General features: G+C 71.2%; 9 protein-coding genes. 6 read left to right on the forward strand and 3 right to left on the reverse strand.

The window, feature by feature from the left end:
• The first annotated feature begins 15 nt into the window (after nt 1–15).
• The 4 genes from mycP to ACFYUS_RS09955 all read left to right on the forward strand — a co-directional run bounded on the left by mycP (nt 16) and on the right by ACFYUS_RS09955 (nt 4050).
• Complete coding sequence (gene mycP / locus ACFYUS_RS09940) at nt 16–1182, forward strand: type VII secretion-associated serine protease mycosin (RefSeq protein WP_388849130.1); 1167 nt, start codon at nt 16–18, stop codon at nt 1180–1182.
• Nucleotides 1183–1289: 107 nt separating this feature from the next.
• Nucleotides 1290–3056 carry a S8 family serine peptidase gene (locus ACFYUS_RS09945; RefSeq protein ID WP_388849133.1) on the forward strand — a complete coding sequence of 589 codons (1767 nt, stop codon included), beginning with the start codon at nt 1290–1292 and terminating at the stop codon, nt 3054–3056.
• Between the two features lie 5 nt (nt 3057–3061).
• The gene (locus ACFYUS_RS09950) at nt 3062–3721 is read left to right on the forward strand and encodes a hypothetical protein (protein WP_388847921.1); all 660 of its coding nucleotides are present in this window, start codon (nt 3062–3064) and stop codon (nt 3719–3721) included.
• A gap of 11 nt (nt 3722–3732) precedes the next feature.
• On the forward strand, nt 3733–4050 hold the full coding sequence (locus ACFYUS_RS09955; protein WP_388847924.1) for a hypothetical protein: 318 nt from the start codon (nt 3733–3735) through the stop codon (nt 4048–4050).
• 258 nt (nt 4051–4308) lie between these two features.
• Here ACFYUS_RS09955 and ACFYUS_RS09960 read toward each other — a convergent pair whose 3' ends face one another.
• From ACFYUS_RS09960 to ACFYUS_RS09970, 3 genes are read right to left on the reverse strand one after another with little or no spacing between them, the layout of a single operon-like run.
• Entirely contained in the window at nt 4309–6402 is a 2094-nt protein-coding gene (locus ACFYUS_RS09960) for a protein kinase (RefSeq protein WP_388847927.1), read from the reverse strand.
• A gap of 55 nt (nt 6403–6457) precedes the next feature.
• On the reverse strand, nt 6458–8653 hold the full coding sequence (locus ACFYUS_RS09965) for a protein kinase (protein ID WP_388847930.1): 2196 nt from the start codon (nt 8651–8653) through the stop codon (nt 6458–6460).
• Between the two features lie 4 nt (nt 8654–8657).
• The gene (locus tag ACFYUS_RS09970) at nt 8658–9608 is read right to left on the reverse strand and encodes a serine/threonine protein kinase (RefSeq protein ID WP_388847933.1); all 951 of its coding nucleotides are present in this window, start codon (nt 9606–9608) and stop codon (nt 8658–8660) included.
• Nucleotides 9609–9886: 278 nt separating this feature from the next.
• Between ACFYUS_RS09970 and ACFYUS_RS09975 the strand changes: the two genes are divergently transcribed.
• Together ACFYUS_RS09975 and ACFYUS_RS09980 are read left to right on the forward strand one after the other, a co-directional pair.
• Nucleotides 9887–10312, forward strand: a complete 426-nt coding sequence (locus tag ACFYUS_RS09975; protein ID WP_388847936.1) for a hypothetical protein — start codon at nt 9887–9889, stop codon at nt 10310–10312.
• 14 nt (nt 10313–10326) lie between these two features.
• Nucleotides 10327–12660, forward strand: a complete 2334-nt coding sequence (locus ACFYUS_RS09980) for a hypothetical protein (RefSeq protein WP_388847939.1) — start codon at nt 10327–10329, stop codon at nt 12658–12660.
• Nucleotides 12661–12844: the final 184 nt, after the last annotated feature.

Consider the following 12844-nt stretch of genomic DNA (forward strand, 5'->3'; position numbering starts at 1 on the left):
TCGGCCGCCTTGGGGATGCTGCTGGTGGGCATCGCTTCCGTCCCCGCCCACGCGGAGGGCGTCAAGCAATGGCAGTTGGATGCCTTCGGCGCCAAGGAGATCTGGCAGCTCAGCACGGGCAAGGGCGTCACCGTCGCCGTCATCGACACCGGAGTGGATAAGCAGGTCCCGGACCTTCAGGGGCAGGTGCTCAAGGGCAAGGACTTTGCACCGGACGAAGCCGGTGACGAATACACCGACTACACCGGACACGGCACGGGCATGGCCGCCCTCATCGCGGGGACGGGCCGGTCCAATGGCGGTGAGGGCGCGTTCGGGCTTGCTCCCGGGGCCAAGATCCTTCCCGTTCGCGTGCCAGGAGGGAAGGGAGGCGAGAAGAGCCAGGCGGCGGCCAACCGAGAGTTCAACACGGTCGTGCCCGAGGCCATCCGTTTCGCCGTCGACTCCGGAGCCAAGGTCCTCAATGTCTCGCAGGGCTCTCCGGAGGGCTCTCCGCAGCTCACGGATGCTGTGAAGTACGCGCTGGACAAGGGCGCCCTGGTGTTCGCCTCCGTCGGCAACACCGGAAACAAAGCGAACCGGCTGGAGTACCCGGGGGCGACTCCCGGTGTCGTCGGCGTCGGAGCCATCGACCGCAAGCTGACCCGCATCCCGATGTCCCAGTACGGCCCCCAGGTCGACATCGTGGCCCCCGGCAAGGACACGGTCGCCGCCTGCGACACCGGAATCTGCACCTCCTCCGGTACCAGTGACTCCACCGCCCTCGCCTCCGCCGCCGCCGCACTCATCTGGTCGAAGCACCCCGACTGGACCAACAACCAGGTCCTGAAGGTCATGCTCAACACCATCGCCGCGCCCACCGAGGGCCCCAAGCGCAACGACTACATCGGCTTCGGCGCCATCCGGCCGCTGCGGGCGCTGAAGACGCCCGGTGACCCCGGTCCGGCCGACGTCCGGCCCATCGACGACCTTGCCGAGACCGTGGCCTCGTCGCCCACCGGGCAGCCGTCCGCCGACCCGGCGCCGGCGGAGTCCTCCGCCGCTCCCGCGCCCGCCCCGTCGGCCGTCGCCGCTGCCGACGACGGCGGCGACACCGGTCTCTGGATCGGCCTCGGGATCGGTGCGGCCGTGCTGGTCGGTGCCGCGATCGCCGTACCCGTACTCCGGTCGCGGCGGGGCTGAGGCCGCCCCCTTCAGGAGACCAGGCAGCGGACCGGCACGAGGAAGCGATGCGTACCAGCGGTATTCGCCGGAGCCGTGCCCGAGGGGCCGCCTCGGCCGACTCGGGGATGCTGCTGGTGGGTGTCGCTTCCGTCCCCGCCCCTGCGGAGAGCGTCCGGTCCCGGCAGTGGCATCTGGACGCCTACGGCGCCGAGGAGATCTGGCAGTTCAGCACGGGGGAGGACGTCACCGTCGCGGTGACCGACTCCGGTGTGGAGAAGAGCAACCCGGATCTCCGCGGCCAGGTGCTCGAAGGCAAGGACTTCGCGTCGACGGAGGAGTCGGGCGACGAGTTCACCGACTACGACGGTCACGGTACGGGGATGGCCGACCTGATCGCCGGCACCGGAGCGAGGGACGGCGGGAACGGGGCCTTCGGTCTGGCGCCGGGCGCCAAGATCCTGCCGGTGCGCGTTCCTGGGCTCAAGGGGGGCGACATCGACATGGTGGAGGGCGCCACGAGGTTCAACCGCGTCGTCCCTCCTGCGATCAGGTACGCGGCCGATTCCGGTGCCAAGGTCATCGACCTGTCCCTGGGCAACCAGCAAGGCCCGCAGGCACTCACGGACGCGGTGAAGTACGCGCTGGACGAGGGGTCTCTCGTCTTCGCCGCCGTCGGGAACAGCGGCGACAAGGGCAATCCGGTCGAGTACCCGGGTGCGACTCCCGGTGTGGTCGGTGTCGGTGCCGGTGACAACAAGGCGAGGCACGTCCCGTTCTCCGAGCACGGCGACCAGGTCGGCATCGTCGCCCCTGGTGAGGACTTGGCGCATGCCTGCGGTGGCGGCACGGGCATGTGCAAGTCCTGGGGTACGGGTGACTCCACCGCCCTCGCCTCCGCCGCCGCGCTCCTCTGGTCGAAGCCCCCCGACCGGACCAACAACCAGGTCTTGAGGGTCATGCGGAACGCGGTCGCCCGGACCAAGGAGAACGCGGAGGTCATGCAGAAGGTCGTCGAGCGGTACGGCGACGACCCGAAGTACATGCACGAGCAGCCGGGCATCGACGACAGCCTCGGCAAGATGGGCGCCGCGTACGTCGACGAGCTGAACCGCTCCCTGGAGACGGACAGCGACACCACGATGGAGGAGAAGAAGAACTCGCCCTTCGGCTTCAACGATGCCCACGGCAAGTCCCGTTTCGGTTCCGGGTTCGACACCGGGCTGCTCTGGAACCGCGGCGACGCCGTCAACTTCATGGGCATCGTGTCGCAGAGCGAGACCGGACACTCCACCCTCTCGGCGGCCGAGTCGCTGTACACGACGAGCGTCCTCGACCAGGTGGGCCCCAAGCCCGGCTCGACCTTCGACGAGCGCGACCTCACCGACGCGCGGACGACGCTGCGCATCGGCTCGGAGGCGCAGGGCATCATGGACCAGTCCCGCATGGCGCAGATCGACATGGACTACGAGAAGGACTCCGAGGAGCACAAGAAGGCGGTCGGCCGGACGACCGAATGGGTCAAGTTCGGTGTCGGCGCGGCGGCGGCGGGCGGCGTCGCGGTCCTGACCGGCGGCGCCGGCGGCGTACTGGTACCGCTGGCCGCCGAGACGGTGGGCGGCGCGGTGACGACGGTCATCGGCATGGAGGCCGACGACATGGCGGAGAAGTACGAGAAGGACGAGCTGCTGAAGAAGAAGTCGGACGCCCTGTCGGAAGAGGCGCTGGCCATGGGCAAGGAGAACTCGCTCCGTCCCGGCATCGCCTACGCCAACGCCCCCGGCTGGAGCGAGAAGGACCGGAACTACCTCGACGAGACCCTGGTCGACTACGTCAGGGACGCGCGCCTGCACGCCCGTGACAACTCGCTCCCCGACCCGTACGAGAAGAAGTGACGCACATGCGCTCTGCCCCGGCACGAACGGCCGCGGCCCTCGCCGTGGCCGCCCTCCTCACGAGCTGCTCCGGCGGCGGGACCTCCACGGAGGAACCGAAGGGCCGGACGGCCGCTGAGGCCTGCGGCGGCTTCGCGAAGGACGCGGCGGCCACGTCGGCGCTCAAGGGCGTCCTGGGCGGAGACCGTTTCGAGGACAACCTGTCGAAGCCGGAGAAGGCCCTCGACAGGCTGCGCGAAGACGCCGTCGCGCCGTGGGCCGACTCGTACCAGCCGCAGCCGGTGACGTACTGCGGCCTTCAGTCCGCCGAGGAGGTGTCGAGGAACCTCAAGATCGAGGTGAACGCGGCGGGGAAGGGACCGTACGGACCGGGCCCGAAGCTCGCCAAGAGAGTGACTTCGTACACCTCGGGACTCGCGGCCTTCACCTCCTCCGGCGTCGGCCACGTCTACTTCACCTGCCGCCTCGAGGCACCCGCCCACGAGATCGTCGTCGAGACGACCGTCTGGGGCCCGGCGGGCGTCCCGGACACGGACCTGGAGCAGCGTACCCGCCTGATCACCCTCGCCAACGCGGCGGCCCGTCAGGTCTCGGCGAAGCTGGGCTGCCAAGGGGAGGACGGGCTGGCGACCGGGAGACCTGCGCCCGCCGCGACGGCCTCCTGAAAGAGTCGTCCATGCGTACCACTGTCCACAGGATCGTGCTTCCGGTCGCCGCCCTCGTGATGGCGGCGACCGGCTGCACGAAGGGAACCGGCGACGACACCTCTGGCAAGGGCGTCCGGCTGACGAGCGACCGGTCCGAGCCGGACAGGGTCGTCAGCGAGCTGCGGAAGGCCGCGCGGACGCCGCAGAGCGGCAAGAAGTGGATGTGGGGCATCCCGTTCTGCACGCTGGAGGCGGCTCAGGACGGGAAGAACGTCCTGAGCATCACCCTCCGGGAGGCCCTCGCCGTCCCCGGGAGCGACGCCTCGAAGGACCTCGTGACGGGCTAGGCCACCGGGCGCCTCGCGACCTCGTCCGACTTCTACGCCGCGCTCTGTTTCACGTGCCGCCTCGATGCTCCGGCGCACGAGATCGTTCTCGACGCCGAGCTGGAGCGCGCGGACGAGAACGAGGCCGACCACCCGGGCATCAGAGACGAACAGATCACCCTGGCCAACGCCGCGGCCGCGCATGTGGCCGACGAACTGGGGTGTGCGGGGACGGGGCTGGGGTCGGGGGTGCCGGCGAAGGCACGGCCCTGAGGCGGCCTACACCCCGAACACCGGCATCGCCCCGATCCGGCCGCCCCGGGCGACGAAGACGCGGTTGCCGGCGCTTGCCAGCTGGTAGGCGCCCTGGCGCTTCATCTCGATGAAGAAGAGGTGATCATGGGTGACCTTGTGGACGACCTGGACATAGCTGTTGTCCGGGGAATGGAGCCAGACCGTCGCACCCTCCACAGCCGGCGGGTTGACGGTGCCGGGGCCCACGCCGTCCAAGACCTCGTACCAGTCCGGGACGGGGAAGCGGACGTCACGCATGGTGGTGTACCGGTAGGCGTGGTAGCTGTTGATCGCGAAGACGAGGTCGCCGTTGGCGGTGGGCGTGCCCCAGTCGCCCGTTCTGTGGGCGTTCTCCTCCCACAGGAAGTCACCGCGGTCGAGGCGGCGGGCCGTCAGCTTCCCGCCGCCGAAGTAGGCGATGTTGTTGTCGCCGAGTGCCGGGGCCTGGCCGTCTGTGCCCTGACCCTTGATCTCCCAGTCGGTCTCGCCCGTCTCCGTGTACAGGGCGGCGCAGTGGCCGTCCCTGCCGTGGATCACCAGCCGCTTCCTGCCCACGGCCGCCTTCGCGGGGCCGTTGTGGGAGCGCGGGGAGGTCATCGGGCGCGCCCACGTCGTGGCCAGGGTCCAGGCGTCGACGGCGCGCAGTTCGTTGTCCTTCGTCACCAGGTACACGTGCGTGTCGTCCGCGGCGAGGACGTCGTCGACGCCGGACTGCGTCTGCCAGACGGGGGCGCCGGTCGAGGCGACGAAGGCGTTCAGGACGCCGTTCTTGTCGACACCGACGACGAGCCGGTCGGCGACGGACGCGAAACCGGCGTCCGCGTCGATGTCCCTGGCCCGCCACCGCTCCTTGCCGTTCGTGACGGATAGGGCGAGCAGACCGCCCGTCTTCGCCTGCACGATCACCACATCTCGTACGGGCAAGGGAAGTCCGCCCTCGGCTGCCATCACATCGAGCGGCCCCCACAGGCCCTTCGGGCCTTTGCCCGGAGGCACGTCGATGGCCGAGACGAACGCGGCCTCAGGGGTCGCCGCGGCGGGTGGCACGTCGGCCGTCGGCGACTTCGGCTCGCCGCGGTTCAGCCACCAGACGCCCGCCCCGCCGCCCGCGCCCAGGACGGCCACGCCCACGGCGGCGGTAAGGAAGCGGCGCCGGGACGGCCCGGAGGAGGGTACGGCGGTGTCCTCGGGTGCCGCCAGGCGCTTCGTCGCCGTCTCGCGCCGCTTGATGTCCTCGGCGAGCGGGCCCTTGCGCCAGGCACGGTCCGCGCCCTTCGGCGGGCCGAAGGCCTCCGCGACCTGCGGGGGCTGCGGGCGGTACGCCGGGTCCTTCGCCAGGCACGGCCCGATCAGTTCCTGGAGCTCCGGCGGCACCAGGCTCAGGTCCGGGGTGCCGTGCACGACCTCGTACTGGACCGCCGCCACGTGCGTGCCGTCGAAGGCGCGTCGGCCGCTCGCCGCGTACGCGAGGACCGCGCCGAGCGAGAAGACGTCCGAGGCCGGGCCGACGCGCTGTCCGAGGACCTGCTCCGGGGCCCCGTACCCCGGTGTGACCGGGATCTGCCCTGTCGTCGTGAGCGTGAGGCCGTGCTCGGGGCGCGCGATGCCGAAGTCGATGATCCGGGGGCCGGTGGAGGTGAGCACGATGTTCGCGGGCTTGAGGTCGCGGTGGACCAGACCCGCCGCATGGATGTCGTGCAGGGTGCGCGCGAGCTGGGCGGCGAGGGCGCGGACGGTCGGCGCGTCCATCGGGCCGTACGTACGGACGGCCTCGTCGAGCGTCGGGCCGGCGAGGAACTCGGCCGCGATCCACGGCCGCCCGCCCTCGGTCTGCGCGCCGAGGACCCGCGCCACGCCCTTGGAGGTGACGGCCCGTGCCATGTCGGCCTCGCGGACGAACCGCTGCGCGAGGTGCTGGTCGTGGGCGAGTTCGGGGCGCAGGACCTTGACGGCGGCGGTCGCACCGGAGCCGTCCCGGCCGACGTACACCTTGCCCATGCCGCCCTCGCCGAGGACGCCGAGGAGCCGGTACGGGCCGAGCCGGAGCGGATCGCCGGCGGCGAGGGGCTGAGTGGTCACGAGGCTGCTTTCCGGTTCGGGAGGGTCTGAGGGCCGGGGCAATGGCGAGAGGTGATCAGGCGAAGGGGATGGCCACGACGGACGTCTTCCCCGCGCCGATGATTCGGGTCCGCTCCTTGTCGATGACGAAACGCCGGGCGTCTGTCGGGAACACCCAGGCCGAGCGGTTGGTGATCAGATCGATCGCACTCAGCCCGCCCCGTACGGGCGCGTACACGTACTTCTCGCCGACCACGGGGGCGGCGAAGAAGTCGGGTGTCAGAGAGCGGCCGGAGGGCGACTCCGTCCAGCGCCTGACGCCGAAGTCGGCTGTGACGGCCAGAAGGCCCGGGGTGTCCCTGTTCTCGTGGGCGTAGACGATTCCGTCCGAGACGGCCGGTACGCCGTAGGAGGTGGTAGCGGAGCCGGAGCCGTACTCCCAGGCGACTCCGCCGTCGGTGAGACGCAGTGCCCGGAGGCGGTCCCCGCCGAAGTACGCGTGCCGCTCGTCGACCACGAGCTGACCGGGGATGAAGTTCGCGGAGTCCTTCAGGGGCAGGCGGCGCTGCCACAGTTGGCGTCCGGTCCGCACCTCGCGCGCCTGGACGAGGAAGGAACCCAGATCACCGCTGTTCTTGCCCAGGATCAGCCTGCCGCCGGCCACCTGGGAGAGCCAGGGGCGGACGCCGTCCCATTCGTACGGCTCCCGCCATGCTTCCTTGCCGGTACGCAGGTTGACCGCGATCAGGTGCCAGCCCGTCTCGTTCGCGTCCGGGTCGCTCTCCTTCTTGCCCCGTCGCGAGGCTGCGAAGAGCATGCCGCCGGAGGCGGTGAGGAGTTCGGTACCCGAGTTCGACCCGTCGAAGCCCTTGACGACGATCTGCGGGGCCGTCTCCTTGCCGGTGCGGGGGTCGAGCGTGCGGATCTGCAGTGCGCCCGGCCCCTGGTAGGTGCCGTCGGAGGCGTAGAAGGACGTGCCGTCGGTGGTGATCTGCCAGGGATCCATGACCATGTCGTCGGACCAGAGTCCGCGGCCGTCCTTCTGGTTCAGTGCCCGGAAGGAGACGGTCTCCGCCAAGCCGACGACATCGCCGGCGATCAGTTGCGTGGTCGCCTCCTCGCGGTCGAGGGACGAGCCCTTCCACAGCGCCACCGGCGACCCGTCGGCAGCCGTCGAGGCGGGGATGGCGGTGGGGGCCGTGGGGGCCGGGGTGCCGCCGTCGGCCTCCGGAGTGTTCCGCGACCCCAGCCACGCCCACACCCCGCCGCCCGCTCCCGCGAGCCCGATCAGCGCTCCGCCGCCCACGGAGAGCAGGCGGCGGCGCGAGAGCGGCGTGCTCGGAACGGTCCCGGCCACGGCGGCGCCCGCCGGCGCCGGCAGGCGGTGGGGCGCGTGGAGCCAGACGTCGGTCGCGCGGCGGGCGATGTCGGCGAGGAGCAGGGGCGGCAGGTGGTCGGCGAAGTCGCCGTGGCCGTCGTGGAGGTGGTCCGTGAGGACAGCGGTCGTGGGGCGGGCCGAGGGGTCCTTGGAGAGGCAGGCGGTCAGGAGGGGGAGGAGGGGTTCCGGGACGCCGGTGAGGTCGGGGTCGGCGTAGCGGACGCGGTAGAGGAGGTCGGCGGGGGAGCCCGTGCCGAAGGGGCCGTGGCCGGTGGCGGCGAAGACGAGGACGCCGGCCAGGGCGAACACGTCGCCCGCCGGGGTGTGTTCCTCGCCGCTCGCCTGCTCCGGCGACATGAAGGCGGGGGTGCCGGCCGCCGCTCCCGTGCGGGTGAGGTGGTCGTCGCCGGCGGCGCGGGCGATGCCGAAGTCGATGATCTTCGGGCCGTACGCGGTGACGAGGACGTTCGAGGGCTTCAGGTCGCGGTGGACGACGTCCGAGGAGTGCAGTTGGGCGAGGGCCCCGGCGAGCGCGGCGCCGAGGGCGCGGACGGTCGGTTCGGGGAGCGGGCCGCCGAGTGCGACGGCGTCGTCGAGCGGCGGGCCGAGGACGTACTCGGTGGCCAGCCACGGCGTCTCGGCGAGCGGGTCGGCGTCGACGACGGCCGCGCCGTGCCGCGCGCCGATGATCCGTGCCGCGTCCGTCTCCAGGCGGAAACGGCTGCGGAAGGCCGGGTCGGTCGCCAGACGGGCGTGCACCGTCTTCAGGGCGACCGTCCGGCCGCCGGGCGTGCGGGCCAGGTAGACCGTGCCCATGCCGCCGGAGCCGAGGCGGGCGAGGAGGCGGTACGAGGCGACGGTGGCCGGGTCGTCGTGGGCCAGGGGCGACAGCATGGGGTCAGGTCCCGGAAGAGGGGTCGGGGGCGGGGTCGGTGCCCGTGTCGGTGGGGAGTTCGGCCGCGAGGAGCGCGGAGGACTGGCGGGCCAGTGCCGCCACCACCCGGCCCGGCAGCCAGCCGGGGGTGAGCAGGGTGCCGGCCGAGTTCAGGACCGTCTGGTGCGGGGTGGGCGGTGCCAGGGCCGTCAGCACGGCGGCGGCGGTCGGGCGGTCCGCCGGGTCGCGGGCCAGGCAGGAGGAGACCACCGGCCGCAGGGCGGGCGGAAGTTCGTCACGTTCGGGCACGGTGTGGCCGCTCGCGGCGTACGCGAGGACCGCGCCGAGCGCGAAGACGTCACCCGGCGGGCGCGGGCGGCCGCCGGACGCCTGCTCGGGGGCGAGCGCGCCCGGGTCGAGCCCCGGCCGCCCGGCCCGCGGCTCCCCGTCGGCGCCGGCCGCCCGTACCGCGCCGAAGCAGCTCAGCCGGGGCCCGTCGGCGGTGAGCAGGACCGCGGCGGGGGAGACCCCGGCATGCGTGAGGCCCTGCGCGTGCGCGGCGGCGAGCGCCTCGGCGAGCGCGGCGCCGACGGCCCGTACGGTCACCTCGGGCAGCGGCCCGCCATGGACGGCGAGCGCGACGGGGAGGGGGAGGGCGGGGAGGTAGGGGGTCGCGTACCAGGGCGTTTCGCCGGGGGCGGCCAGCTCCGTCACCGGGGCGATCCAGGGGCCCAGGAGCCGTCGGGCCGCGTCGGCCTCGGCGGCGAAGCGGTCCGGATCGGCGCCGGGGAGCGGGGCGCTCACCAGCACCGTGCGCTCGCCGTCCCGGGTGCGGGCCACGAAGCGACGGCAGGGGACGACGGCAGGAGCGGACGGGCCGGCGGGACCTGACGGGGCGGGCGGGTCAAGGCGGGTGATGAGCCGGTACGGGCCGATCCGGCGCGCGGAATCCTCCCGCGTGCGCGACTGCTCCACGTGTACGGCCCCCCGTCGTCTCCGGCACCCCGTGGCGGCGGGGCGGGACGAGCCTACCGAGACGGCGGTGAGGGGACCGTGCCGGGCCGGAACGTCCCGGCTGTCCGAGTTGCGAAGGCGAAGCACCCGTGGGTACGCCGTGACGATCACGAACATGCGGCAGTTCCCGGCGGGGAGTGCTGGAACGGGCGCCCGGAGGCTAGGGTGGCGGGGCTTCCTCGGGCGCGGAACTTGCTGGGGCGAAGCGGGAAGGGTTCACGGGAGCAGCGGGGGAGAGCATGTCGTTCGAAGACGAGTGGGCGTCCGTACGGTCCGCGTCGACGGCCAACGTGAGCATGAGGCTCAACCAGGTCGCCCCCGAGCCCGGTGGCGGCGGAGGCAATGCCGACCTCAGCGTCGACCAGGACAAGCTCGGCGCCATCGGCAGCGCCGCGTACGCGCTGCACGGCCGGCTCGCCAAGGACGGCAACCACGCCCGTACGAGCACGACCGAGGCGGCCACGCAGCTCAAGGGTCATGACTTCCTGACCGGTTCGGCCATGGCGGCCGTGCAGGAGACCTGGGACTCGCAGCTGAAGACGCTGCTCGACGCCTGCGCGAACATCTCCAACCACCTCGACTACAGCGCCGCCTCGCACGCGAAGGAGGAGCAGGACATCGCGACGTCCCTCGCCACCTCCCAGATCGACCAGTACTTCAAGTAGGCCGGGGGAAAGCCGTGTTGACCTATCAGAACGTCATGCAGGCGCCGCTCGACAGGATGAGGACGGCGGCGGACGAGTGGGCCGCCCTGAAGGGCAAGCTCGACGTGCTCGCCCAGGACGCGCAGTCGACGATGGCCGCGAAGGCCAGGGACGACTACTGGCGCGGGGTGAACGCCGAGGTCACCAAGCCCTTCGTGGACAAGACGGCGAAGGAGTTCGGCGACGCGGCGAAGGCGGCGGACGGCATCGCCAAGGTCCTGGCGGACGGTCACCAGGCCTTCAAGAAGGCGCAGGACGACCTCAAGCGGATCGCCGAGACCGAGGCCCCCACGAAGGGCTTCCACGTCGGCGCGGACGGCACCGTCACCGCCAAGGAGCCGCTCTCCCAGATCAAGGACCCCGGCGCCCGCCACGACCCCGACTTCCAGGAACTGGTCCGCAAGGAGCACGCCGACATCCGGGCGATGGAGGAGCGCATCAAGGCGATCCTGGAGGTCTGCACCGAGGCCGACGTCGCCTGCTCCAACGCGCTGCGGGCCGACAATACGGCCGACAAGCACGACTTCAGCGGCCCGAAGTACACCAGCCTCGACGCCGAGGAGGCGCAGCGCGCCGTCGACCTCGCCAAGAAGGGCCGGGACATCTCGCACGAGGAGCTGATGCGCCTCAACGAGCTCCTCAAGGACAACAGCGGCTCCAAGGAGTTCTCCCGCGCCTTCTACGACGGCATGGGCCCCAAGGGCGCCCTGGAGTTCTTCGGCCAGCTCTCCACCGACACCTACGACTACTCGAAGGTCGACAAGCAGCGCCTGTCCGACGTCCAGGAGCTCCAGAAGAACCTGGGCCTCAACCTGGCGACCGCCACCCAGGGCGGCGACGCCTGGACCGAGAAGTGGTCCGCCGACATGCGCAAGCTCGGCACGGAACGCATCCCGCTGATCAAGTACGACAACAACCCCGCCTACGGCTACCAGTTGCTCGGCGGCATCATGCGCTACGGCGACTACGACAAGAAGTTCCTCGTCCCCATCGCGGAGCACGTCGCCCAGCTCCACGCGAAGGACCCCTACCTCTTCGCCAACAGCAAGCCGATGCTGGCCGGCGGGCTGCAGAACCAGTACAACCCGTCCGGCGTCAACGGCTCCGGGTTCGACCCGATGATCTCGATGCTGGAGGCGCTGGGGCACAGCCCGGAGGCGTCGAAGGACTTCTTCTCGAAGGATCCGACGTCGTACAACCAGGACGGCAGCGTCGGCGGGACGGTCGACCTGGACCCGAAGAAGGACGGGGAGCAGGCCAACTACCTCGACTTCTTCGCGAACAAGGACTACACCTTCTTCGCCGACGTCGAGGGCCACAACCCGGACGACCTCACCAGGACCATGGGGTACATGCCGGACGCCCTCGGCCACGCCCTGGAGTCGGCGACGCTCGGCCATGCCTGGGACGACCCGACGCCGGAACTGAAGCGCGACGAGACCACTGCCGGGATCATGAAGGACGTCGTCGACAAGTACGGTGGCGACGCCGAGCTGCTCAAGAAGTGGCAGTCCACGATGTCGGACAGTCTCGGAAACATGGGCGCCGGTTACATCGACGACCTCAACTGGGCCGTGGACAAGAACAGGGCGGACAGCGTCTTCATGCCGACGAAGGACATGATGGCCCACCCCGAGTTCGGACGGGAACCGGCGGCCGCTTTCCTGAGCACCCTCGGCCAGCACCCGGACGCCTACGCCACGGTCTCCACGGCCGATCGCCTCTACACCACGAGTGTGCTCGAGGCGCAGGTCGGCCCGGACGGCAAGATCGACGAGGGACGGGCGCGGGACGCCGTGTACGCGGGTGCTGCCGTTCAGGGCACACTCGACGAGTCCCGTGGCGCGCAGGTCGAGGCCGAAGGCATGAAGAAGCACGAGGAGTACGAGAAGGCGCAGGCGGCCAAGGCCGGCTGGGTGGAGTTCGGTGCCACCGCGGGCATCGCCGCGGGCATCGCCTTCCTGCCCGCGACCGCCGCGGTCGGAGCGGCCGCCGTCCTCGTACCGCTCGCGGTCGACACCGGCTCGGGAGCGATGGAGCAGCTGGCCGGGCAGGTCATCGGGGACTGGTCGGACAAGTCGGTCGAGGACCACAAGGACAAGACCGAGGACGATATCCACGAGAACAAGAAGGCCATCTACACGGCCGGCCGGTACAGCGCCGAGTCTCCGATGGAGCGGTTCCTGTTCGAGCACCGCGACCAGGTGAGCAGCAACTTCCGCCAGGACATGGTCGAGTCCGTGGGCAACGGCTACGGGCTGGGCAACGACTACGCGAAGCAGATCGGCAACGCCCCCCAAACCGACTGAACCTCCAGCACCGACTCCACGAGGAATCCCGATGAGAAGAGCGTCCGCATCCGTATCGACCGCGCTTACCTTGGGGCTGGCCATCACCGCTTGTGGAAACGGCGGGGACCAGCCGCAGGCCAGCGCCGTGGGGCAGTGTCAGGAAGCGCTCTCGCCGACGGCGTCCCGTGCGCTCGATTCGATA

It is taken from the genome of Streptomyces sp. NPDC004284, assembly GCF_042874035.1.
In the GTDB taxonomy this organism is placed as follows: Bacteria; Actinomycetota; Actinomycetes; order Streptomycetales; family Streptomycetaceae; genus Streptomyces.

Coding starts and splice junctions, on each gene's coding strand:
- ACFYUS_RS09975 (WP_388847936.1), top strand. CDS start 9,887: ATGTCGTTCGAAGACGAGTGGGCGTCCGTACGGTCCGCGTCGACGGCC.
- mycP (WP_388849130.1), top strand. CDS start 16: ATGCTGCTGGTGGGCATCGCTTCCGTCCCCGCCCACGCGGAGGGCGTC.
- ACFYUS_RS09945 (WP_388849133.1), top strand. CDS start 1,290: ATGCTGCTGGTGGGTGTCGCTTCCGTCCCCGCCCCTGCGGAGAGCGTC.
- ACFYUS_RS09965 (WP_388847930.1), bottom strand. CDS start 8,653: ATGCTGTCGCCCCTGGCCCACGACGACCCGGCCACCGTCGCCTCGTAC.
- ACFYUS_RS09950 (WP_388847921.1), top strand. CDS start 3,062: ATGCGCTCTGCCCCGGCACGAACGGCCGCGGCCCTCGCCGTGGCCGCC.
- ACFYUS_RS09955 (WP_388847924.1), top strand. CDS start 3,733: ATGCGTACCACTGTCCACAGGATCGTGCTTCCGGTCGCCGCCCTCGTG.